At 66.5% G+C, this 23,595-nt stretch carries 21 protein-coding genes; 8 read left to right on the top strand and 13 right to left on the bottom strand.

The features are described from left to right. Positions 1-154: 154 nt before the first annotated feature. Both AC1RM6_RS24995 and AC1RM6_RS25000 read left to right on the top strand, forming a co-directional pair. Positions 155-949, top strand: a complete 795-nt coding sequence (locus tag AC1RM6_RS24995) for a DUF1295 domain-containing protein (protein ID WP_493106324.1) — start codon at positions 155-157, stop codon at positions 947-949. 6 nt (positions 950-955) lie between these two features. Next, a complete protein-coding gene (locus tag AC1RM6_RS25000; RefSeq protein WP_493106326.1) occupies positions 956-1,981 on the top strand; it encodes an SAM-dependent methyltransferase in 1,026 nt (341 codons plus the stop codon). A 50-nt stretch (positions 1,982-2,031) separates the two neighbouring features. Here the strand turns inward: AC1RM6_RS25000 and AC1RM6_RS25005 are convergent, their stop codons facing one another. From AC1RM6_RS25005 to AC1RM6_RS25035, 7 genes are all read right to left on the bottom strand, one after another. Beyond that, entirely contained in the window at positions 2,032-2,589 is a 558-nt protein-coding gene (locus AC1RM6_RS25005; RefSeq protein WP_493106328.1) for a hypothetical protein, read from the bottom strand. 160 nt (positions 2,590-2,749) lie between these two features. Next, the gene (locus AC1RM6_RS25010) at positions 2,750-3,715 is read right to left on the bottom strand and encodes an LLM class flavin-dependent oxidoreductase (protein ID WP_493106330.1); all 966 of its coding nucleotides are present in this window, start codon (positions 3,713-3,715) and stop codon (positions 2,750-2,752) included. Positions 3,716-3,794: 79 nt separating this feature from the next. Next, positions 3,795-4,328, bottom strand: a complete 534-nt coding sequence (locus tag AC1RM6_RS25015; RefSeq protein WP_493106332.1) for a MarR family winged helix-turn-helix transcriptional regulator — start codon at positions 4,326-4,328, stop codon at positions 3,795-3,797. Positions 4,329-4,623: 295 nt separating this feature from the next. Then, positions 4,624-5,274, bottom strand: a complete 651-nt coding sequence (locus tag AC1RM6_RS25020; RefSeq protein ID WP_493106334.1) for a hypothetical protein — start codon at positions 5,272-5,274, stop codon at positions 4,624-4,626. A 76-nt stretch (positions 5,275-5,350) separates the two neighbouring features. Continuing rightward, positions 5,351-6,022 carry a hypothetical protein gene (locus AC1RM6_RS25025; RefSeq protein WP_493106336.1) on the bottom strand — a complete coding sequence of 224 codons (672 nt, stop codon included), beginning with the start codon at positions 6,020-6,022 and terminating at the stop codon, positions 5,351-5,353. A gap of 147 nt (positions 6,023-6,169) precedes the next feature. Then, positions 6,170-6,511, bottom strand: a complete 342-nt coding sequence (locus tag AC1RM6_RS25030; protein WP_493106338.1) for a GFA family protein — start codon at positions 6,509-6,511, stop codon at positions 6,170-6,172. Positions 6,512-6,521: 10 nt separating this feature from the next. Continuing rightward, on the bottom strand, positions 6,522-6,926 hold the full coding sequence (locus AC1RM6_RS25035) for a DUF2177 family protein (protein ID WP_493106340.1): 405 nt from the start codon (positions 6,924-6,926) through the stop codon (positions 6,522-6,524). A 148-nt stretch (positions 6,927-7,074) separates the two neighbouring features. Here AC1RM6_RS25035 and AC1RM6_RS25040 point away from each other — a divergent pair, with 148 nt between their 5' ends. After that, positions 7,075-8,310, top strand: coding sequence for a TCR/Tet family MFS transporter (locus AC1RM6_RS25040; protein WP_493106342.1), 1,236 nt, complete (start codon positions 7,075-7,077; stop codon positions 8,308-8,310). A 169-nt stretch (positions 8,311-8,479) separates the two neighbouring features. On the opposite strand, the gene AC1RM6_RS25045 is transcribed toward AC1RM6_RS25040, so the two are convergent. Then, positions 8,480-9,238, bottom strand: a complete 759-nt coding sequence (locus AC1RM6_RS25045; RefSeq protein ID WP_493106344.1) for a competence/damage-inducible protein A — start codon at positions 9,236-9,238, stop codon at positions 8,480-8,482. Positions 9,239-9,302: 64 nt separating this feature from the next. On the opposite strand from AC1RM6_RS25045, the gene map reads away from it, so the two are divergent. The 4 genes from map (at position 9,303) to AC1RM6_RS25065 (ending at position 13,624) form a co-directional block, all read left to right on the top strand. After that, on the top strand, positions 9,303-10,130 hold the full coding sequence (gene map / locus AC1RM6_RS25050) for a type I methionyl aminopeptidase (RefSeq protein ID WP_493106562.1): 828 nt from the start codon (positions 9,303-9,305) through the stop codon (positions 10,128-10,130). Positions 10,131-10,324: 194 nt separating this feature from the next. Further along, on the top strand, positions 10,325-10,663 hold the full coding sequence (locus AC1RM6_RS25055) for a P-II family nitrogen regulator (RefSeq protein WP_493106346.1): 339 nt from the start codon (positions 10,325-10,327) through the stop codon (positions 10,661-10,663). A gap of 86 nt (positions 10,664-10,749) precedes the next feature. After that, positions 10,750-12,162 carry a type I glutamate--ammonia ligase gene (glnA, locus tag AC1RM6_RS25060; RefSeq protein WP_493106348.1) on the top strand — a complete coding sequence of 471 codons (1,413 nt, stop codon included), beginning with the start codon at positions 10,750-10,752 and terminating at the stop codon, positions 12,160-12,162. 244 nt (positions 12,163-12,406) lie between these two features. Continuing rightward, complete coding sequence (locus tag AC1RM6_RS25065; protein ID WP_493106350.1) at positions 12,407-13,624, top strand: multidrug effflux MFS transporter; 1,218 nt, start codon at positions 12,407-12,409, stop codon at positions 13,622-13,624. A 14-nt stretch (positions 13,625-13,638) separates the two neighbouring features. On the opposite strand, the gene AC1RM6_RS25070 is transcribed toward AC1RM6_RS25065, so the two are convergent. The 3 genes from AC1RM6_RS25070 to AC1RM6_RS25080 all read right to left on the bottom strand — a co-directional run bounded on the left by AC1RM6_RS25070 (position 13,639) and on the right by AC1RM6_RS25080 (position 20,186). Further along, positions 13,639-17,832, bottom strand: coding sequence for a translocation/assembly module TamB domain-containing protein (locus AC1RM6_RS25070; protein WP_493106352.1), 4,194 nt, complete (start codon positions 17,830-17,832; stop codon positions 13,639-13,641). Next, a complete protein-coding gene (locus tag AC1RM6_RS25075; RefSeq protein WP_493106354.1) occupies positions 17,832-19,853 on the bottom strand; it encodes an autotransporter assembly complex protein TamA in 2,022 nt (673 codons plus the stop codon). The genes AC1RM6_RS25070 and AC1RM6_RS25075 overlap by 1 nt, the downstream gene beginning before the upstream one ends. 120 nt (positions 19,854-19,973) lie before the next feature. Beyond that, complete coding sequence (locus AC1RM6_RS25080) at positions 19,974-20,186, bottom strand: hypothetical protein (protein WP_493106356.1); 213 nt, start codon at positions 20,184-20,186, stop codon at positions 19,974-19,976. Positions 20,187-20,383: 197 nt separating this feature from the next. On the opposite strand from AC1RM6_RS25080, the gene AC1RM6_RS25085 reads away from it, so the two are divergent. Then, positions 20,384-20,611, top strand: a complete 228-nt coding sequence (locus AC1RM6_RS25085; protein WP_493106358.1) for a hypothetical protein — start codon at positions 20,384-20,386, stop codon at positions 20,609-20,611. A 9-nt stretch (positions 20,612-20,620) separates the two neighbouring features. Here the strand turns inward: AC1RM6_RS25085 and AC1RM6_RS25090 are convergent, their stop codons facing one another. Both AC1RM6_RS25090 and AC1RM6_RS25095 read right to left on the bottom strand, forming a co-directional pair. Beyond that, positions 20,621-22,276, bottom strand: coding sequence for a hypothetical protein (locus AC1RM6_RS25090; protein ID WP_493106360.1), 1,656 nt, complete (start codon positions 22,274-22,276; stop codon positions 20,621-20,623). Positions 22,277-22,387: 111 nt separating this feature from the next. Then, complete coding sequence (locus AC1RM6_RS25095) at positions 22,388-23,593, bottom strand: TIGR04063 family PEP-CTERM/XrtA system glycosyltransferase (protein ID WP_493106362.1); 1,206 nt, start codon at positions 23,591-23,593, stop codon at positions 22,388-22,390. Positions 23,594-23,595 lie beyond the last annotated feature (2 nt).

Here is a 23,595-nt window from a genome sequence, read left to right on the forward strand (position 1 = left end):
ATGCGGCCCCGTCCCGACTGCTACGCCTGGCGACCGAAAGCGCAAGACCGGCGCCGAACGCAGGAGGCGAATTTCGATCGGGCGCGTTGCCGACGCAACGGATTTGCCTCGGCCTGCGTATTGGGTAGGAAAGCACGGGGGGTTCGGGGCGACTATGGCGGCATCGATCAGCATCATCATCGCGGCGGTCGTCCTGTCGGCGATGATGGCGGCCGCCTGGGGCGTGCAGCGGATCACCGGCCAATCGGGCTGGGCCGACGTGTTCTGGTCGTTCGCGATCGGGGTCGGCGGGCTGATCGTCATCCTGACGACCGCGGGTGACGCGCCCGATGCGCGGCGCTGGCTGGTGGCGGCGATGGTCGGCTTCTGGTCGATCCGGCTCGGCTGGCATATCCTGACCCGGACCTGGTCGGCGCGGACCGAGGATCCGCGCTATGCCGATCTGCGCCGGACCTGGGGGGCGAATTTCCAGGCACAGCTGTTCCTGTTCCTGCAGATCCAGGCGCTGTGCGGGCTCGGACTGGTGGTGTCGGCCTATGCCGCGGCGCTGCGTCCCGGCCCGGCGCTCTCGATCGCCGACTATGCCGGACTGGCGCTGCTGATCCTGTCGGTGATCGGCGAAGGCGTCGCCGATGCCCAGTTGCGCGCCTTCGCCAAGGCCCGTCATGGCCAGGTCTGCGACGTCGGGCTGTGGCGCTGGTCGCGCCATCCCAATTATTTCTTCGAGTGGCTCGGCTGGGTCGCCTATGCGGTGATCGCGATCGATCCGGCGGGCGGCTGGTGGCAGGGCTGGCTGGCGCTGATCGGTCCGGCGATGATGTACTGGCTGCTCGTATATGCCTCGGGCATCCCACCGCTCGAGGCGCATATGCTGCGGTCGCGCGGCGACGCCTTCCGCCGCTACATGGCGCGCACCAGCGCCTTCTTTCCCCTTCCTCCCAGAAAGTAAGCCCTGATGGACCTGATTGCTGCCGCGACGTCCGCCGTCGAGCGCCTGCCGCTACCCGATAATATCACCCTGGCCGGCGTCGAGTTTCTGGTCGGGCGCACCGGCCGCAAACTCGCCAAGGCCCCCGACACCGAAGCCGCGTTCGCGGCGACGATGCGCGACTATCCGATCGCGATCCACACCGACGACGCCAATGCCCAGCATTATGAGGTGCCCGCGGCCTTTTTCGACATGTGCCTGGGGCCGCGCCGCAAATATAGCTGCTGCCTCTACGCCGACGACGGCACGACGATCGCCGAGGCCGAGGAAGCCGCGCTCGCCGCGACCGCCGACCATGCCGGGCTTGCCGACGGGCTCGACATTCTCGAACTCGGCTGCGGCTGGGGCTCGCTCAGCCTTTATATGGCAGCGCGCTATCCGGGCGCGCGGATCACCGCGGTCTCCAACTCGAACTCGCAGCGCGCGCATATCGAGAAGCTGGCGGCGGCGCAGGGATCGACCAACCTGACCGTGATCACCTGCGACATGAACGATTTCCGGACCGAACAGCGCTTCGACCGGGTCGTCTCGGTCGAGATGTTCGAGCATATGTCGAACTGGGAGGAATTGCTGACCCGGGTGAAGGGCTGGCTGAAGCCCGACGGCCATCTGTTCATCCACATCTTCACCCACGACAAGGCAAGCTACCGCTTCGATCATGCCGACAAGGCCGACTGGATCGCCCAGCATTTCTTCACCGGCGGGATCATGCCGAGCCACGGCCTGATCCGGCACTTCCCCGACCTGTTCACGGTCGAGGCGGAATGGCGCTGGAACGGCAAGAATTATGCCCGCACCGCGTTCGACTGGCTCGCCCGCTTCGACGCCAACCAGCCGGCGATCGCCCGGCTGTTCCGCCAGACCTATGGCGCCGACGCGAAATTGTGGGAGCGGCGCTGGCGGCTGTTCTTCCTCGCGACCGCGGGGCTGTTCGGCCATAAGGACGGGGTGCCCTGGGCGGTGAGCCATTATCGGCTGAAGCCGGCGGGGTAGCGGCCTGCTCGGCGTGCCGGACCTCGCAAGCCACTCACCAATGAAGCCCCTTAACGGGCGGGCAAACACTCCGACAGCCAGCCTGGCTCGGCCGCAACCGGCTTCGCACAAACCGGGCATTCGATGGTCTCGCCCTGTTTGCGATAGTCGGGGCTGTGCGGATGGCGCAGCCGTGCGAAGACGATGAAACCCGGGGCGTAGCAGCCGGCATTGTCGATCAGGTCGCGCCAGCCACGCTCGTCGGCGCGATGCTGGAGATGGAAGATCAGCGTGTCATGCCAGCCGGCGAGCATCCGGCGATGCATCGCGGCCCGGCGCGACTGCAGTGGAAAAGTACGGAAACGCTGGCTGTCGACCCAGGTCCAGATCTCTTCCAGCACCCACATCTTGTAGCTGAACAGCGATCGCCAGGCATCGCTCTCGCGCGGTTTGGGCTGATCGCTGTTGAAGAAGTCGAACTCCAGCCGCAAAAAATCGCGAAACAGCGCGTTCATGTGACTCGCCTTGTCCCCCTCGACACCATGACGGTAGGACAACCAGGCCAGCCCGATGCCGGCGACCCCGGCGATCGTGGCGATATTGGCGGCGTCCCCCAGTCCAAACGACATGCATATCTCCCATCGCGCGGCCGGTTCCGCCATCATGCGTCACCGGTTCCGACCCACGATCGCAGCATCGCAAATCGATATTCGCGTTGTCGACAGAGGATTTGCGCCGACGCAGGTCGATGCCACCAAGGTTCACGCCTCACCTTCCAGACAAGCGCCCTTACTGCAGCGCCAGAATCCGCGGCAGCGCCTCGTCCACGAACAGCCGCAGACTGCGCCATCCGATCTCGGGCGCCAGCCCCGCGATCAGCGGGGTCAGTGCCAACGGCCGCGCCCCCGCCATTTCGACGCACTGGTCGGGCGTCAGCACCTGGACCACCCCCGACCGGCGCACCGCATCGAGGCTGTCGAGCCCGTGCAGCGGCGAGTTGGACTGGGCATAATCGCCGCTGATCTCGGCATAGCTGCGCGCCAGATGGAGCGCATGCGGCCCGATCTCGCGCCAGCCCTGCTCGATATCATGCGCGACATGGACCCCGATCGCCGTGCGCATCACCGGGCCCGGCGCCCGACCCGCCGCCGCGCACGCCGCCTCATAGTCGGCGATCAGCTCGTCGTGCATCGGCCAGAAACCGATCCCATGGCGCGCCGCCCGCCGCGCCGCCGCCGGCACCCCGCCCCCGACATAGAGAAGCGGCCGCCCCTCCCCCGCCAGCGGCCGCACGAACACCGCGCGGTCGCCGTCGCGGAACCGCTCGCCGGCCAGCGCCCGGACGATGATCGCCAGCCCCTGGTCCATCAGCCGGCCGCGGTCGGCGAGCGAGCGGCGAAAGGCGGCGAAGTCCTGCGCCGAATAGCCGGCGACGAACACCGTATGCAGTCGGCCGCCGCAGATCAGGTCGGTGACCGCGATCTGCTCGGCGACCTTCACCGGATCGTGCAGCGGGAGCACGATCGCCCCCAGGGTGATCGCGATCCGCCGGGTCCGCGCGCCAGCGGCGGCGGCCAGCAGGGCGGGAACCGGGATATAGCCGTCCTCGGACGCATGATGCTCGGAGACGATGACATTCTCGATGCCGCCCTCGTCGGCGAAGGCGATCATGTCGAGCGCGGCGGCGTAAAGTTCGGGCTGCGGCGTGCCGCCCGCCATCGACCGCATATCGAAGCTCAGATTGGTCCGGAACATCGCCCTCTCCCTGCTGCCGGCCTGTCGCTATCCGACACCGGCAGGCACGGCGAGCCCGGCTTGCTTGAGCCCTTAAGCTTCAGCCGCGCGGGCTGATCACCGTATGGCGATGGAGCATGTCGTGCAGCCGCGCGAGCATCGCCACCATCTCCGCCCGCTCGTCCTCGCCCAGCCGCCGATGCGCCTGCGCGAACGCCCCGCGCTCGGCGATATCGGCGATCGCCGCATCGGCGGTCGTCTCGCCCGCGCCGGTCAGGGTGATCAGCGACGCCCGGCGGTCCGATGGACTGCGCTCGCGCCGCACCAGCCCAGCCCGCTCCAGCCGGACGACCCGGGTCGAGAACACCGCCATCGACACATGCATCTTTTCCGCCAGATCGGTCACCCGCATCGGCGCGCCGCCCGCGACCCGCAACGCCCCGAGCAGCAGCAGATCGGCCCCCGATAGCGCATGCTCCGCCGCGATCCGCCCGAAATCGAGTTCCACCAAATGGGCGAGCCCCAGGATGTGCCACATGCTCGCAAAGTGGCCGACCTCCATCGCGGGTACGCGCGTGGCGAAGAAGGAGGTGGCGGTGGCGGCGTCTTCGGCAGGGCGGGTTGGTCGAGGCATGGCGCGCATATTTTCACAGCTTCGGCGATCTTCAATGATAAGCGCCCGACATCGAACGGCATCAACCATTGCGCAGCAAGCACCGGTGTGGACATCGGAATCTGCCTATGTGCCGCGCGAAAGCAATTGCAGGACCATATTTTACGGCACCGGCAGGGCGCGAACATCGCCGTGCACCAGCGAAGCTGCCGATGGCAGCCCGCTCATATATGGCAACGCCCAACAAATATATCTCGCCGCCCTATCCGTGGGCGACGGGCGGGCAGTCACGACCGATCGTGACTGCCCGGCGCGCTCACAGGGGCTTCACGGCGATGGATTTGCGCGCGTTGTTGGCATATTCCTCGAAATTCTTGTTGAATACCGACACGAGTTCATTGAGCGCGGCGATCGCATCCTCTCCCTCCTTGGCCGGAAACAGCTTCAGGCCGTTGCCACCCCAAGCTTTATACTCATAGTCGATTGTCTGATCGTTTCCGAATTCACGCAGCATGAAGAGCGTGCGCAGCGACCGGCCATAGATTGCGGCCTTCTGGTAAAATACGTCCGCGACGATCAGCTCCGAATAGCATTCGGCCTTGGAATCCGATCTGCGCGTCTTGATCTTGTTCATCGTCTTGCGCTCGAGCGGCTGCTCGTGCCGGACGATGATGGTGCCTGGCTTGCGCGAAAGAAGTTCGACCAGGTTCAAAGACTGTAGCGCATCCAATTGCGACGGGCTGTCGAGCGCGCTTGCCATCTGCGCCTTGTTGCTTGCGTCCTTGCCGCTATGCAGCGCAGCGTCGAGCAGACCGCCGCCGAGCAGCCCTGTGGTCATCGAGTTCATCCGTTCCGCCGGCCAGACATGCAGCTCGCACGGCGCAGCCTGCGCCATCGCCTGACCGGATGATGAAATCGCGACCATCGAAGCGACCAGCCCCGCGACGCGCAAAATCGATAATTTCATTGCCTATAGTCCCTTCCTGCCCTTTGCCCCGGGGCATTCCCACATAGAAGATGATTCTAAAGCGCCACTGAGGCGATCAATGCGCCGGCCGCGACTTGAGCACCGCAGTGGCGAAGAGTTTGACGTCGTTCGAAAAGGCTGCGCGCAATTCGTCGCCTGCCGCGGCCATGTCGGTGCCGGGCTGCGGCGGCAGCAGCTTGAGCCTCGTCTTGACCCACGTCCCGAACACGCGCTGCGGCGCCATATCCGCGCCGAAATCACGATAGCGGAACAGAATTTTCAGGAAGCTGCCATCGACGATATCCTGTTGGAAGAACACGTCATCGACAATCAGCTCGGTATAGCAGGCCGCCTTGGATTCATCGATCCGTGTGACACTGGTCCGAATTGTGCGGCTGGGGAGAGCTTCGTCATGGACGACCAGCCGATAATCGGGCCGTCCCAGGAGATGCTGCGGCGCGGACCCGGCAAGAAGCTCGACCTGATTTCGCGTGTCGATCGGTTCGCTGGGCACGACCGGATATCCGTCGCGCCCCGTCACGGCTCCGTTGACCAGCCCGCCATGGAACCAGCCGCTATAAACCGAATTGAGTCCGGAACCAGGCCAGACGTGGAGCTCACACCCCGCCTCGGCAATGGGCGCCTCGACAACGGGCGCCGCGCCATCGGCAGCCGGCGCGGCGAGCAAAGCTGCCGCCGCCGCTAAATCAACCCAAATCACGTGTCCCCCCGGAAACTTGATACGCATAGGCTACGAAAGAATATCGGGCTTTGCAACGTGAACCATTGCGGACCCGCCGCGCGCATAGTCTCGAATTCTGGCCAGAATTTCGGCGGCGTCAGGAAATTGCGATGTCAGCTTACCGAACACGCCAGATGTAAACGCGACTCCCCCTCACCGCCCCGCATATGCCACCACCCTTACCTCCAGCGCCTCCCAGTCATCGACGCACTTCAGGTTGATGCTCACCCCGTCGGGGTGCGATTTCGGACGGTAGAAGCTCTTGATCCCGCACTGGCCGCAGAAGATGTGGCGGGCCTTGCCGCTGCCGAAGCGGTAGGTCACCGTCTCGCGCTGGCCGTCGGTCAGCCGGAACTTCGTATCGGGCACGATCAGGTGCAGATAGCCCGACATCGTGCAGATCGAGCAGTCGCAGTCGAGGATCTCGATCGGCTGTTCGGGTATCTCCGCCTCGAACCGCACCAGCCCGCAATGGCAGCCGCCCTCGACCTTCATTTGTCGCCCCTCATCTGGCGACCAGCCGGGTCAGGAAGAAGGCGATCGTCGCCGACGTGCCGGTGACGAACGTGCCCCAGCCCATGTCGAGCAGGGTGATCTTCGTCGACCAGACGCTGAGCGTCGCCTGGTTGGTGAGGTCATAGGTCGCATAAGCGAAGAAGCCGAACAGCGCGCCCTTGACCAGCGCGACCTGCCAGTCGGCGGCGGCGAGCGCGGGGCCGACCGCGAAGGTGACGATGCCGGCGATGTAGAGCAGATAGAAGATCACCGCGGGGGTCATCCGCGGTTCGGGCGCGAGGATCGCGCCGATGATCGGCCGGTAGAGCGACGGGCCGACCTGCGTCAGCCAGATCGCGTCGATCGCGGCGAAGACGATGAGCGTCGCCACATAGGCGATGATGATACGGGTCATGCGCGTCCCCTTGCTGTTCGACCGCCTTCATGGACGAGCCCGGCCGGTTCGTCACGATCTGCTTGCTCGGCTCTTGTGTTCGCGCACGCGCCGGACGATGAAGCCTGCGCGGGAGGGGGATTCTCCGCGAAGCAGCGTTGCGGGGACCATGACGTCGACCAATCCATCCGGCCGGAAGAAGATCCTGCTGTTCATTGTCGGCACCATCCTGATCGATGCGATCGGCTTCGGCATCATCATTCCGGTGCTGCCGCGGCTGGTGATGGAGCTGGGCCATGTCGACCTGGCCGAGGCGACCCGGATCGGCGGCTGGCTCGCCACCGTCTATGCGCTGATGCAGTTCCTGTGCGGGCCGCTCGCCGGCAATCTTGGCGACCGCTTCGGCCGGCGGCCGGTGCTGCTGCTCGCGCTCGGCGGCTTCGCGATCGACTATCTGATCCTCGGCTTCGCTCCCACCCTCGCCTGGCTGTTCGCCGGCCGCGCGATCGCGGGGGTGTTCGGAGCGTCGTTCGGCCCGGCCACCGCCGCGCTCGCCGACGTCACCCCGCCCGCCGACCGCGCCAAGACCTTCGGCCTGGTCGGCGCCGCGTTCGGCATCGGCTTCATCATCGGCCCGGCGATCGGCGGGCTGCTCGGCGAGATCAGCCCGCGCGCGCCATTCTATGCCGCCGCCGCCACCGCGGCGATCAACTTCCTGTTCGGCATCTTCGTGTTCCCCGAGACGCTGCCCAGGGAAAAGCGCCGGCGCTTCGAGTGGCGCCGCGCCAATCCGGTCGGTGCGCTGCTGGCGGCGCGCAAGCTGCAGGGCGTGCTCGGCCTGGCCGGGATCCTGTTGCTGTGGGGGATCGCGTCGATGGTCTATCCGGCGACTTGGTCCTATTTCGCGATCGCCCAATATGGCTGGTCGACCGGCACGATCGGCGCGTCGCTGGCGCTGGCGGGCGTATCGATGGCGCTGGTCCAGACGATGGTGCTAGGCCGGGTGATCGCGCGCTTCCGCGAACGGCGCACCGCGATGATCGGGGTCAGCGTCGCGATGGTCGGTTTCGCGATCCTCGCCGTCAACACGTCGCCGCTGATCGGCTTCGCGATCGTCGCGCTCACCGCGCTGCAGGCGCTGGTCCAGCCCTCGATCACCGCGCTGATGTCGCAGCGCGCCCCCGCCGACGCGCAGGGCGAGATGCAGGGTTTCATCGGCAGCCTCAATTCGGTCGCCGCGATCGCCGGGCCGATGCTGCTCAATCCGGCGCTCGCCTATTTCACCGGGCCGCACGCGCCGGTCCATTTCCCGGGCGCGGCGTTCGTGATCGCGTCGAGCTTTGCCTTCCTCGCGCTGGTCTCGCTGGCGCTGACGCGCAGGGTCAGGGATCACAGCATTTCCTAGAGCACTGAACGATTAGGTTTAATCGCTCAGTGCTCTAGATTTCCTTTGTTTTGCGCATTCTCCGAGTCGTCAGGTGATTCCAGCTGACTAGAGAATGCTCCGGTCGGCCAGGCCGACGGCTCGGGAAATGCGATAAAATGGTCGATCTGATCGTCGGCGTGGCCGGTGATCAGATCCCTTCGGGCACCGGTTCGTAACCGAGCGCGACCAGCCCGGCCGAGATCGCGTTAATACAGGCATCGACGATCGCGATGTCGACCGATCGCACCACGAAATTGGCGCCAGTCTTTCCTTCGCGGAAGAAGGGATAGCTGCCGATCTGGGCACCGTCATGCGCGGCCTCGGTCGAACGCAGCAGATCGGCGATCTCGCTCTCGGCGACCCAGCAGCCGACCACCCGCGACACGACGGGCCGGCCGCCCTGCAGCTTGCCGGTCAGCGCGTCGAGCATCATCGCCGCGATCGCCGGCACCCCGGCGAGGATGAAGATGTCGCCGATGCGGATGCCGGGCGCGCCCGAGGCGCGGTTCTCGATCAAGGTGGCGCCGTCGGGGACCCGCGCCATTCTGAGCCGGGCGTCGGTCAGCCCGCCGCGCGTTTCATAATGGCGTTCGAGGATCGCGCGCGCCGCCGGATGGACGACGATGTCGAGCCCGAGCGCGGTCGCGATCGCATCGACGGTGATGTCGTCATGGGTCGGGCCGATGCCGCCGGTGGTGAACAGATAATCGTTGCGCGCCTTGAGCGCGGTCACCGCCTCACCGATCGCGCCCATGTCGTCGGCCACCACCCGCACTTCGGCGAGGCGGATGCCCTGAACGTTGAGCCAGGTCGCGACCTGGGCGATATTCCTGTCCTGGGTGCGGCCGGAGAGGATTTCGTCGCCGATCACGAGCAGCGCGGCGGTCCAGATGCGTTCCGAGTCCATGACGTCGGCCATAGCGCGCCGCCCCGCGCTCGCAAAGCGCGACGAATGTCGCTATATTATGAAGATGACCAACTATGTGATCGCAGACGAGGCCGGCGCGGCCTCCCGCACCGGCGCCATCAAGCTCCACGGACCCGACGGCTTTGCCGGCATGCGCGCGGCCGGACGCCTCGCCGCCGATATCCTCGATGCGCTGGTGCCGCATGTCGTCCCCGGGGTCGAGACCCAGGAGCTCGACCGGATCGTCTACGACATGACGATCGCCGGTGGCGCGGTTCCCGCGACGATGAACTATCGCGGATATACCCATAGCTGCTGCATCAGCATCAACCATGTCGTCTGCCACGGAATCCCGTCGTCGCGCACGCTCAAGGACGGCGACATCGTCAATATCGACGTCACCCCGCTGCTCGACGGCTGGCATGGCGACAGCAGCCGCATGTATCTGGTCGGCGACGTCGCGATCAAGCCGCGCAAGCTGGTCGACGTCACCTATGAATGCCTGATGCTGGGGATCGAGCAGGCGAAGCCCGGCAACCGGCTCGGCGATATCAGCCACGCGATCCAGAGCCATGCCGAACGCCACCGCTATGGCGTGGTCCGCGATTTCTGCGGCCATGGCCTCGGCCGGATGTTCCACGACGCCCCCGAGGTCGTCCATGTCGGCCGCCCGGGCACCGGCCCCGAACTGCGCCCCGGCATGTTCTTCACGATCGAGCCGATGATCAATATCGGCCGGCCCGACGTGAAGATGCTCGACGACGGCTGGACCGCCGTCACCCGCGACCGTTCGCTGTCGGCGCAGTTCGAGCATTCGATCGGGATCACCGAGACCGGCTGCGAGATCTTCACCCAGTCGAGCCGCGGGCTGCACAATCCGCCTTACGCCTGATCGGCCCAGAGCAAGCCGGGTGGTCGATGTCGGCGTGAAGGGCAGCCATTGCCCAAAAAACGGGCAATGCGCAACTTTCTGCAAAGTTTTGCGGCATCGCAGCGAATTTCCGTACAGCGCGGGACGCCTATCCTTGCGACTCGCGCGGTGGCACGCTTATTGAAGGTCCCCAAGCGCGGCCGGGGAGGGCCAAGGTGAAAAAGATCGAAGCCATCATCAAGCCCTTCAAACTCGACGAGGTGAAGGAAGCGCTGCACGAGGTCGGCGTGTCCGGAATCACCGTGACCGAGGCCAAGGGTTTTGGGCGCCAGAAGGGCCATACCGAGCTCTATCGCGGCGCGGAATATGTCGTCGACTTCCTCCCCAAGGTGAAGCTCGAGGTCGTCGTCGACGACTCTCTGGCCGACCGCGTGGTCGAAGCGATCGCAGCAGCGGCCCAGACGGGTCGCATCGGGGACGGCAAGATCTTCATCTTGCCGGTCGAAGGGGCCGTCCGGATCCGGACGGGGGAGAGGGACGCGGACGCTATCTGACGCGCGCCCACAGGCACAGCCGACAGGCATAGGGCGGCAACGACCGCCCGCATCTTTCAGGGTTCTTTCACGGGGAAGGCACTACCATGGCGAACAAGGCCGCAGACGTTCTGAAACTGATCAAGGACCAGGAGATCGAATGGGTCGATCTTCGCTTCACCGACCCCAAGGGCAAGTGGCAGCACCTGACCATGGTCGCCGGCGTCGTGGGCGAGGATGAGCTCAACGAAGGCTTCATGTTCGACGGCTCGTCGATCGAAGGCTGGAAGGCCATCAACGAGTCCGACATGGTGCTCAAGCCCGATCTGGACGCGGTCTGGACCGATCCCTTCTCGGCGACGCCGATGCTGATCCTGGTCTGCGACATCGTCGAGCCTTCGACCGGCGAACTCTACTCGCGCGACCCGCGCTCGACCGCCAAGCGCGCCGAGGCCTATGTGAAGACGCTCGGTATCGGCGACACCGTCTATGTCGGTCCCGAAGCCGAATTCTTCATGTTCGACAATGTCCAGTTCGACACCCAGTATAACGAATCCTATTTCAAGATCGACGATGTCGAGCTGCCGACCAACACCGGCAAGGAATATGAAGGCGGCAATCTGGGCCACCGTCCGCGCGCCAAGGGCGGTTATTTCCCGGTCGCTCCGGTCGATCCCGCGACCGACATCCGCGGCGAGATGGTCTCGACCATGCTCGAAATGGGTCTGCCCTGCGACAAGCATCACCATGAGGTCGCCGCCGCGCAGCACGAGCTGGGCCTGACCTTCGGCACGCTCGTCACCACCGCCGACCGCATGCAGATCTACAAATATGTCTGCTGGAACGTGGCGCAGGCCTACGGCAAGACCGTGACCTTCATGCCGAAGCCGATCGCCAAGGACAACGGCTCGGGCATGCACACCCACATCTCGATCTGGGACGGCAAGACCCCGCTGTTCGCCGGCAACGGCTATGCCGGCCTCAGCGACATGTGCCTGTATTTCATCGGCGGCGTGATCAAGCACGCCAAGGCGCTCAACGCCTTCACCAACCCGACCACTAACAGCTACAAGCGGCTGGTGCCGGGCTATGAAGCGCCGGTGCTGCTCGCCTATTCGGCGCGCAACCGTTCGGCGTCGTGCCGCATTCCTTATGGCTCGGGCGCCAAGGCGAAGCGCGTCGAGTTCCGTTTCCCCGACGCGATGGCCAATCCGTATCTGTGCTACGCATCGCTGCTGATGGCCGGCCTCGACGGGATCGAGAACAAGATCCATCCGGGCGAAGCCATGGACAAGAATCTGTACGACCTTCCCCCGGAAGAACTCGCGCTGGTTCCGACCGTCGCCGGCTCGCTGCGCGAAGCGCTCGACAGCCTCGCGGCCGACCATGCCTTCCTCACCAAGGGCGGTGTGTTCACCGAAGACCAGATCGAGTCCTATATGGAACTGCTGTGGCCGGACGTCGCGCGTTGGGAAATGACCCCGTCGCCGGTCGAATTCGACATGTACTACTCCTACTGATCTTTCGACCAGTTGGGCCAGAAGGGGCTCCGGGGCGAAAGCTCCGGGGCCCTTTTCCGTTTGGGGTCGGCGGAAAATGCGGAGAAGAGCGGGATCCTGGAAGCATCGCCAGGCGCATCAGCAACCACATCCCGCGTTGCCACCAGGCGTAACCGCGATTATCGCGGCGCAACAAAGCAGATTGGAATTCGACGTGCACGGCCCCGCCTCCGACCCCGCCCTCTCCCGGACGCCGCATCCCGGCATGCGGTTCGGCGAGTTCGTCGCGCTGATGGCGGCGCTGATGGCGGTCAACGCGCTCGGCATCGACACGATGCTGCCCGCGCTGCCGGCGATCGGCAGCGAATTCGGGGTGACGATCGAAAATCACCGCCAGCTGATCATCGTCGTCTATATCGTCGGCTTCGGCATCGGCCAGCTCTTCTACGGCCCGCTCGCCGACCGCTATGGCCGGCGCAATGTGCTGATCGCGGCGATGGCGGTCTATGCGGCGATGAGCGCGCTTGCCGCGCATGCGACGAGCTTCGACCTGCTGCTGGTGTCGCGGGCGACCCAGGGCATATCCGCCGCGGCGACCCGCGTCCTGTCGGTATCGATCATCCGCGACTGCTATTCGGGGCGCAAGATGGCGCGGGTGATGTCGCTGTGCTTCATGACCTTCCTCGCCGTCCCGGTGATGGCGCCGAGCCTGGGCCAGGCGATCCTGCTGGTCGCGCCCTGGCAGTGGATCTTCTACATATTGTCGATCTTCAGCCTGTTCGTGATGATCTGGGCCTGGTTTCGCCTGCCCGAGACGCTGCACATCGAGGATCGCCGCCCGATCAGCGCGATGACGCTGTGGCGCGCCGGCAAGGCGATCACCGGCAACCGTTATTCGATCGGTTATACCGTCGCCAGCGCCTGCATATTCGGCGGGCTGATGGGCTTCATCAACAGCTCGCAGCAGGTGTTCAGCGACATCTTCCATGCGCCGAAGATCTTTCCGATCATGTTCGCCTGCGTCGCCGGGATGATGGCCTGCGCGGCGCTGATCAACGCGAGGATCGTCGAGCGTTACGGCATGCGTCGGGTATCGCATGTCGCGATGCTGTCGCTGATCGCCGCGAGCCTGGTCCATGTTGCGATCGCCGCCGCCGGCCGCGAGACGATCGTCAGCTTCGCGATCCTCCAGGCGATCACGATGTTCTTCTTCGGCATGACCGGATCGAACTTCAACACGATGGCGATGGAACCGATGGGCCATATCGCCGGGTCGGCGTCATCGGTGCAGGGCTTCGTCTCGACGCTGATCGGCGCCGCGATCGGGCTGGCAGTCGGCCAGAATTTCTCGGGGTCGACCCTGCCGCTCGCGCTCGGCTTTGCCGGCGGCGGCCTTGCCGCGCTTATGATCGTGCTCGTCGTCGAGCATGGCCGCCTGTTCGATCGATCCGCCGATGCCGATACGGTGGTGCATTTCGAATAAGCGGGCACCCGCTATCAATAGTCCTTCGACACCTTCACGCTGCCGCTCTGGCGCCCGATCGTCGAGATGCTCGACAGCAGCGACAGCCAGCGGGTGATCTGGAACTCGACATTGGTCGCCGAATAGCCCTGCCCGTCGCTGACCACCTCGACGAAGGTCTTGCGGCCGATATATTTACCGACCGCGACCGCGGTCCCCGTCCCCTTGGTCGGATCGGCCGGGATGATCCGCAACCGATCGAGCCCGGTCGCGCGGCGCACCGCGTTGATCGGATCGAGCCCGCCGCCGCTGTTGCGCAGCGAGGCGACCGCCGCCGCCAGTTGCAAGGCTTCGGGCGCCGACAGGTTGGTGATCGAGGTGCCGAACAGCAACCGCGACAGGAGTTCGTCCTCGGGCAACGCCGGGGTGCTGGTGAAGCTGATCTGCGGCTTGAGCCCGGTTCCGCTGACCTGGATCGCCGCGCTGACCCCGTTGATATTGGCCTTGGCGAGGATATCGAGCACCGGATCGGGCGGTGCCTCGCCGAGGAAGCGGATGATCCCGCGTTCGAGATCGAAGCGGCGCCCGGCAAATTCATAGCCACCGCGCACCAGATCGGCGCGGCCGGTGATCGCCGGATTGTCGATCGCGCCGCCGATATCGAGATCGGCGCGCCATTCGCTGTCTAGCCCGAGCCCGTTGACCATCAGCTGGTTGCGGGCATTGGCCTTGATCGCGAGCTTCCACGGCGCGCGCGGGGCATCGTCCTCGTCGGAGTCGGCGGGCCGGTTGAGTTCGACCGTCTCGAATTTCGGGATCCCCTGCGCGGCGACCGCGCGGCCGAGCCGGAAGCGGCTCTTCACCAGCTTCACATCACCGGCGATCGTTCCGCCATTGCCGTCGGATTTGATCGTGAGCGGTCCGGTGACGGTTGCGCCGATATCGTCGCGGTTGAGCAGCTGGGCATTTTGCGCATCGATCGCCACGTCCATCCCGAAACCGCGGCCGGCGGCGAAGTCGAAGGCCGCGCGCCCGCTGACCTGGCCATTGCCGCGGGTCTGGCCCGACAATCGGTCGATGATCAACCGCGAGCCATCGAACCGGCCGCTCGCGGCGATGTTGCTGATCACGGTGCCGGTCACCGCGCTTTCGAGCCGCGCCTGGCTGGTGCGCAGCGAACCCTTGATCAGCGGCGCCGCGGCGGTGCCGCCGATGTCGGCGCCGATCGCGACCGGACCGGTCAGGTCGATCGTCTCGACCCCCACCAGCCGCCACAGCGTGTCGGCAGGCCCGTTATAGCGCAGCTGCGCGAACAGACTGCCCGCCGCCAGCCGATCGCCGATCTCGCCATCGGCCGCCAGACCGGTGATCCGCGCCTGCGCCCGGCCGATCACCTTGCCCTCGCTCGACACAACCGCGCGCGCGGCCGCGCCGGTCTCGCTGAGCACCGCGGCGATGGCGAGGTCGGCGGGCCGCGACGACAGAACCAGCCCCGAGCGCGACATCCCCTTGATCGTCAGATTGGCGCGGCCGGTCGGCAAGCGGCGCCCGGCGAGCACATGATAATCGAGATCGCCGGTGGCGGTGCCGCTCAGCCCTAGTTCGGGATAGAAGAGGTCGAGCACCGACAACGGCATCGCCTTGACCCCCGCGCGCACGACATTGGCATCGCCGCCGAACCGGCCCGATATCGTCGCGCTGCCCTGACCGAAGGTGAGGCTCACCGGTTCGAGCCGCCAGGCATCGCCGTCGCGGACCAGGACAGCCTGGTCGTCAAGCTTGATCGGCCGGCGATCGATCGCCCCGTCGGCACCGACCGCGATCCGATCGGGTCCGAAGCTGATCGCGGTCTTGAGCTGGAAACCGCGACCGCGCTGCCCCGAAACGCTGGCGTTGATCGTACCGCGGTCACCCGCGGTGCGGATATCGGCCCGGCCGCGCGCGAGTACCAGACCACCGCGCCGCACCCCGAACGCCGTCGCGCTGCCGTTGACCGCGGTACCGGCGGGATCGAGCAGCACTGTGCCGCGGAAACGACCGCGGCCGACGCTGATCGGGGTCGCCGCCGCGAAGGTCGCGCGCCGGGCGAGCAGGTCCATGTCGATCGCCTGGATGCCGTTCCGCACCGCAAAGCCCATCGAACCGGTGACGGTGCCGCCGGCCAGATCGATCTGGCCAGTAAAGCCGCCCGGATCCGAACGCAGGCTGCCCGCACCGCGCGCACCCGATACCTCGACCGCGGCGACCGCAATCGTCGCCGGCTGACTGGCTGGCAGCAGGATCGCACCATGGCTCTTGAACGACCCGAGCAGCGACCCGCCGGCGGCGCTATAGGCGAAGCCCTCGGCGGTCGGATCGAGGTGCAGCGCGACATCCTTCAACCCCAGCCCATCGAGCGGCGCCGCGAACAGCAGATCGATCTTCGGCCGCGAGATATTGCCGTCGAGCGCGATGTCGAAGGCGCCATATTGTGCCTGGGTGCCGCTGCCCTTGAAGGCGAAGCTGCCGTCGCGACGGCGCAAGCCGCTCCCCATGATCCGGATCGAGGGCGCGGTGAGCAGCAGCCGTTCGAAATGCAATATCCCGTCGGGGCCGCGGCGCAGCCGGGTGTCGATCTGGGGCAGACCGCCGGCGAGATAGCGCAGGAAACTGTTGTCGAAGCGCCGCACCCAGGCCCGGCCGCGTCCGGCCACCGTGGTGCCATGGCCGCCCGCGCCCGGCACCACGCTCAGTTCGGAATTGACGTCGACGATGCCGACCCCGGGGATGAAATAGCGCAGCAGCTTGCCCGAGAGCGCCACATCATAGTCGCCGGTCCGCAGGTCGAGCCTGAGATCGAGTTTGCCGCCGAGCTTGTCCGACGACAGCGACAGCCCCTTGCCGATCACCTCGGTCGCGGTGACGGCGAGCAGCCCATCGATCTTGAGATTGCCGAGGATCCCGCCGGCGACGTCGCCGACTCCGGTCACCCGCCGCGCGGTCAGCCGCACCGGCAGTTTGACCGGCGGCTTCGACAGCATCCCCTTGCCGTCGGCTCGCACCATATCGAAGCCGGTCTCGTCGAAGGCGACATGATCGGCGGTCAGCGCATAGCTATAGGCCGCGGTCGCGAAAGGTCCGTCGAACCCGACATGCAGCTTGATGTTGCGGCCGGTCATGTTCGGGAACAGCGCCTTGGGCACGACCAGCCGCCCGTCGATCACCACCCCGTTGAAGGTGCTGGCGGCCAGGTCGAGCGTCCCCGAACCGGCAAATTCGATCTCGGGAGTCCGCACCGCGAAATTGCCGTCGAGCCGGCGATCGGCAAGCGTCGCTGCTCCCGACAATTCGATCCGCGGCGCCGTCAGTCGCTGGAGCTTGCCGCTGAGCAGGCTCGACGGCGCGAGCATGCCGCCGAAGCTATATTTGCCGTGATCGGCGGTCAGTTGCAGGTCCGCCAGCTTGAGCGCGCCGAGATCGAGCCCGGCATGGCCCTTCCATGCGCTCCAGCGGCCCTTGCCGGCGATGATGCCGTCGATCGGCCGCCGAACCTTGATGAGCCCGGCGATGACGCCTTCGGCCGGTCCGGTCACCCGAGCATCGATGTCGAAGCGGTCGCGATCGGGTTCGGCATCGACCGAGAGCCGGAAGCGGTCATGGGCGTTGCTGTCCGCGGTCAGCCGGATCATCGCCCGGCCCTTGCGAATATCGGCGCTGCCATCGATCCGCGCCACACGCTGCTGCCCCGACACCGCCGGCGCCAGCCGCAGATGGCCGATATGGAGCCTGCCGAGATGGATGTCGAAACCCGGCAGCAGCGGCCCCTTGCTCGGCGATGGCTTCAATCGCGGCAGGCGATCGAGCATCACCAGGTCGGACTCGACGCGGTTGATCGACAATCGGTTGGCGACCCACGCCGCCGGCCGCCAGTCGAGCTTGATAGTGGGCGCCTCGAGAAACAGGCCCTGGCTGTCGTAGAGCCGCAGGTCGCGGATCGTCGCCCGGTTCCAGATCGACCCCTCGATCCTTCCGACCTTGATACGGAGCCCCGAGGACGGCGCGATCCTGGCGATCCGGTCGATGATCAGCCGGTGCCCGGGTGCGGTGTCGAGCATCCACACCGCCGCCGCCGCGAGCAGCGCCACCCCGAGCAGCAGCATGCCGACCGCGCGCAGCGCCATGCGCCACCAGGACCGTGCCCGGACCAGCGGAGCCGGGTCCTCGATCGCCAGCGGTGTCTCGTCGGCCATCAGAAGGCCTGCCCCAGCGAGACATAGACCGCGACCCGGCTGTCGCCCGATCGCGGATTCAGCGGGGTGCCGACATCGACCCGGATCGGCCCGAAGCTGGTATAATAGCGCACGCCAAGACCAGCGCCGTAGCGCAGATTGGCGAAGCTCGGCGCCGCCCCCGCATAGAGATTGCCGCCGTCGAGGAACGGCACCACGCCGAAATCGCCGAACCGGACCCGCGCCTCGACCGAGAATTCGGCGAGGCTGCGCCCGCCGGCCGGATCGCCATTGACGTCGACCGGCCCGATCTTCTGGTAGCCATAGCCGCGAACCGATCCGCCGCCGCCCGCATAAAAGCGACGGGTCGGCGCGATCCGTTCGGCGCTGGCGCCGATGATCGAACCGAGCCGGATGCGCCCGGCGATCGTCGCACGATCGCTGACCGGCTGATAATAGCTGCCGTCGATCTGCACCTTGCCATAGCCGAAGGCGCCGCCCTGAAGCGACAGTTCGGGCGAGATCCGGCCGGCCAGCCGATAGCCGCGGGTCGGATTGAGCAGGTCGTCGGACCCGTCATAGGAGAGGCCCGACGGCAGCGCCCCGATCAGATATTGGCGGCTGCGCGGCGCGCCGGTCGCCTTGACGGTGTCGTCTTCCTTCGAGAAGACCAGTTCGCCGCCATAGAACCAGGTCCATTTCTTCTGCCAGATGATGTTGGTCTGGCGTTCGAGCCCGGCCGCCAGCGTCAGCGACCGCGCCTCATAGGCATTTTCGTTGAGATGGCTCAGCAACACCTGCCCGGTGAGAACCCGGTCGCGTGCCTTGTAATTGTTGCGGCGCAGGACCGCTCCGAGCGACTGTTCCTGGGTGCCGAGCACGCCGCGGAAGGTGACCGCGCCTTCGGGCCGGATCAGGTTGCGATGCTGCCAGCTCGTCTCGACGCGATAGCCTTCGCCGGTACCATAGCCGAGCGATCCCGAAACGGTGCGCGGCGGCGCCGGTTCGAGCTTCACCTGGATATCGACCAGTTCGGGATCGGCCGACTGCACCGGCTTGATGACGACCGAGGAGACCAGGCCGGTCTGGATCAGCGCACGGCGAAAGTCCTCGAGGCGGGCGGCATCATAGGGATCGCCGCTATGGAACCGCGCGATCCGGCCGAGATGTTTCGCGCTGAACAGCCGATCGCCCTCGATCGTCACCGTGCCGAATTTGCGCGAGCCCGCGGGATCGATTGACATCGTCAGCGTCGCCTGATGGGCATCGTGATCGATGCTCAGCTTCGGCTCGCCGACCTTGCCGAACACGAAGCCGTCATGGCCCAATGCGGTTTTCACCGCCGCCTGGCCGGTGGCGATCCGGTCCGAATCCACCGGATCGCCGACGGCGAGCCCGAAGCTCTTGCGGATCGCCACCTCATGCGATCCGGCCGCACCGACCCCGGGCAGATCGATCGCCGAAAAGCTGTAGAGGTCGCCGGGTTCGACCACCAGGGTGACCCGCAACCGCCCCGCTGCGGCGCCTTCGATCCGCGCGGTGACGTTGGCGTCATAATAGCCCGCCGCGCGCATCAGGTCCCGCACCAGCCCCTCGTCCGATCGGGCGCGGCGATCGACCTGGGCGACGTTACCGACGCCCTTGCCTTCCTCGAGCGCGGACAGCGATTTGAAGCGCAGGCGGAGCGCGGTCTCGGTCTCGGGGGCGATCCCCCCGGAACCGCTCAGCCCGTCGATGACCACGCTGTAATGCTGCTCGGCCTGCTTGTCGCCGGCCCCGCTGTCGGTGATCGCCACCGCCGAGGGGACCGACTGGCCAGCGGCCGGCGCGGTCGCGGCAGGGCCGGGTTGGGCACCCTCGCGGGTGGGATCGGGCCAGTCGACCCCGAGATCGGGCAGCGGCGCCATGTCGGACGAAGGATCGAGCGCGGGCAGTTCGACCGGCTGGGGATCGGCGGTCTGCGCCATGAGCGGCGCAGCAACGCACAGCATCGCGACCACCGCGAAGGACTGGCCGCAAAACGGCGCTCGACCGGCATACATGCCGACTCTCTACCGCTGGTGATGCGCCCCCGCCAGTACCCAGTTGTAACACAGGTCGAGCGGAGTCGCGGTTGCGACGAATTGACGCCAATATGGGACAGCAGCGCCCCTAGCCGCCGATCAGTGGACGGTGCCGATCGAACATTCCTGGCTGAGCACCGAGATCACCCGCTCGATCTGGCGCCATTGGCAAAAGCGGATCGCGTTTCCGAGGCCACGATAGCGATCGGCACGCTGGGCGGCTTCGATCACCGCATGGTCGCCGAATTGGCTGATCAGCCTGGTAGCGTCGTCGATGCTGGCGCGATCGGCGATGTAAAACAGTTCTTCCAACTATCCTGCCCTTCCCAGCTTCCTGGCAAGAAGCGGTCTAGCCGTCAGACATGCCGCTTTTGTGAAGGCTGGTGGTGCATGAGTCGTTCACCATTTTGCGGGCCGTCCGATCGACGGCCAATCGGGCGGGATCGACGGGCCGCACGCTTATCCTATCAAATCAAAGCGCTGGAGCGTGCGCACTCCACCAGGCTCGCATGATCACCGCCAAGCGGCTGGCGTCCGCATGCGCTGCATGGCAAGGGAGGCCGATGTCGAGCGAACCCCAAAAAGCCTCCCGCGCCGGCGGCGCGATCATCGCCTTCTCGATCATCGCCGGCGCGCTGATCGGTGTCCGCTATGGCCAGCCGTCGATCGGTTTCGTGGCCGGCCTCGCGGCCGGTCTGGCGATCAGCTTGGGGCTCTATCTCTACGACCGGCGGTGATGCGGCCGGTCAGCCTTTGATCAGCCCACGCAATCTTTCGAGCGCGATGTAAAGCGGCTGGTCGAGCAGATCGTCGCCATCGATCGCGGCCGCCGGTATACCGGCCGGGATCGGCGCGACGACATCGGTCGGTGCCGGCTCGGTCACCGCAGGCTCGGGAGCCGGCGGCGGAAATTCGACCAACCGCGTCGAAGCAAAGCCCGGGGGCAGCGGTCGGCGCACGGATTCGGCCTCGGGCGGCGGCGCGGCGACCACATCGGCGGCGACGGCCGGGTTTGCAGGGGGCGCTTCGGGCGAAGGTGCTGCAAGCGCCGCACGAACCGGTGTGCGGCGCTGCCGAATCCGCCCCTCGAGGCGGTTGAGCAGATCCTCGATCGGTGCCCGATCGAAAATATCAGGGGTGAAATCCGATGCGACGGCAACGGCCGGGGTTTCAATCGCAGCCGCCTGGGGGGGCGAAATGACGGGAGACGGCGCGACGGGAGACGGCGCGGCAGGAGGCGGGGCAGCCGGGGCCGGTGGGGCCGCGATAGCTGCCGGTGGCGCGAATATCGGAGCCGGGGCGACGGGCGGAACAGCCGCTTGCGAAACGGGCGCCTGCGGAGCGGGCGATGGCTGCGCCACAGGGGTTTCGGCCGGCGAGACCGCGGGTCCGACATCCGTCGGCATGATCAGCGAAGCATCATGCCGCGGCAGTTCCGGCGGGAATGACGCGAAAATATCCGCTGCCGTAATCGATGGCCGGGCAGCGACCGGCGGGGCCGCAGGCGGCCAGGACGGCGCGGCGGGCTCGGGCGCCGGAACGGCAGCCGGCGGACCAGCGAGAATAGATGCGGCAGGCGGCGTCACCGGCGCCTGTGGCGGTACCGGCGGCCAAGCCGAGATCGGCGGAATGGGGGCCGTCGACGCCGGCGTCACGGGGGGCGCGATCTGGGGTGCTGCCGGGGGCTGCGGATCCGCCGGCGCCGGGACGGACATCGCCTGAAGATCGAGCAGCGTCGGACGGCTCGCCATGTCCCGGCCCAGATCGAGGTCGAGCAGCGTCGGATTGCCCGACGGCGCCAGACCGAGCAGGGAAACCGGATCGACCAGGCTGGGCGCGGCGGCGGGCTCGGCGGTCGCAGCCAGCCTGTCGAGCGGCGGCAGCAGATCGTCGAGGCTGGGCGGGGCGGCGAAGGGCGACAGCGGCGGCGGGGCCGCCGGCTGCGGTTGGGGCATCGCAGGCTGCGCCGGCATCGGCTGCGAAAGCGGCGGATCGCCGATATCGGTGCGCGCCGAAAGCGGACGGCGCGCATCACCGCCACGCGGTGCGGCGGCGGCGCCGTCGATCGGGCTCGGCAGCACCAGATCGAGCGGATCGCTCGGCCGATAGGCGCCACCATCCTCGATATCGTCATACAGGTCGCCGCGCGATCGGACGAAGACCGACAGCCCCGCGCGCCCGAAGAACAGCCAGTCGATCAGCACCCAGCCGATCCCGGTCGTTCCCACCCCGGCCAGGATCGCCAGCAGGATGCGATCATCCCCCGAAATCGGCGGTTCGGCCTGCACCATCAGCTTGGCCAGCCGGGTGGCGACGGTGATCTTTTCGAGCGTATATTGCGGCAGCGCGAAGATCAGGAAAGCCGCGGCGCTGCCCAGCAGCAGCGCGAGCGATATGCCCATCAACAGGCTCGTACGCCGCCTGACCTGTTTCACGCCCATCTTTTCGCCTATGCTACACCCGGTTGATGGCCGTTAGCACGAAGCGGCTTGCGATTGATTTAACCGCACGGGCTAACGCGAACGCCCTCCGGCGATCCGTTCATATATAGGCCGATAACGCGCTACGTTCACAGCCCAATTGCGCTCGCGTTCGACAAAGTTGCGCGCGACCCCGCGCCGCTCGTCCCAGCCCGCCCGGTCGGCGAGCAGGCCGGCCACAGCCGCAGCCAATGCCGCGGGATCGTCGGCCGGAAACAGGGTGCCGGTGACGCCGTCCTCGATCAGTTCGCGATGGCCGCCGACATCGGACGCCGCCACCAGCCGGCGCTGCGCCATCGCCTCGAGCGGCTTGAGCGGGGTCACCAGATCGGTCAATCGCATCGACTTGCGCGGGTAGGCGAGGACGTCGATCAGGCTGTAATAGCGCTCGACCTCGTGATGCGGCACCCGGCCGATGAAATGGATGCGCGCGGCGACCGGCGAGCTTTCGGCCTGCTTGCGCAGCGCCTCTTCCATCGGGCCGCCACCGACCATCAGCAGCGCGGCGTTCGGCCGCGCCGCGACGATCGCCGGCATGGCCGCGATCAGATCGTCGAGCCCTTCATAATCGTAGAAGGAACCGATGAAGCCGATCACGTCGCCGGGCTCGACGCCGATCCGGGCGGCGAGTTCGAGATCGGGCGGCGGCGGATCGCCGAACAGTTCAAGGTCGACGCCGTTGGGCGACACCATGATCTTCGCCGGATCGACTCCGCGCGCGACCAGGTCGCCGCGCAGCCCTTCGCAGATCACCGCGACCGCATCGGCGCGCTTGACCACGTGATTTTCCAGCGCACGGGTGATCCGGTACATCGGCGAACCTTCCCTACCGGTCCCGTTGCCGACCGCGGCATCTTCCCAGAAGGCGCGAATCTCGTAGATCAGGGGCAGCCGCAACTGCTTCGCGACGCGCAAGGCGGCAAGACCGTTGAGCGCCGGCGAATGGGCGTGAAGCAGGTCGGGTTTCCATTCGGCCGCGACCTGCGCGGCCCGTCTTGCAAGCGCCGCGACTTCGCGCAGCTCACCGACGGGCGCGCGCGCGGCCTTCACCGGCGGTGTCCGGCGGAAGACCAGCCCATCCTCCTCATAGGGATCGGGGTCGGCGCTGTTGTAGCGCGGGCCGGTCACCCCCATCACTTGCCAGCCCATTTCGACCTGGGCTTTCAGGATGGCGCGGGTACGAAATGTGTATCCGCTATGGATCGGCAGGCTATGATCGAGGATATGAAGGATCTTCATCG

This window comes from Rhizorhabdus sp. GW822-FHT03C02 (assembly GCF_058801765.1).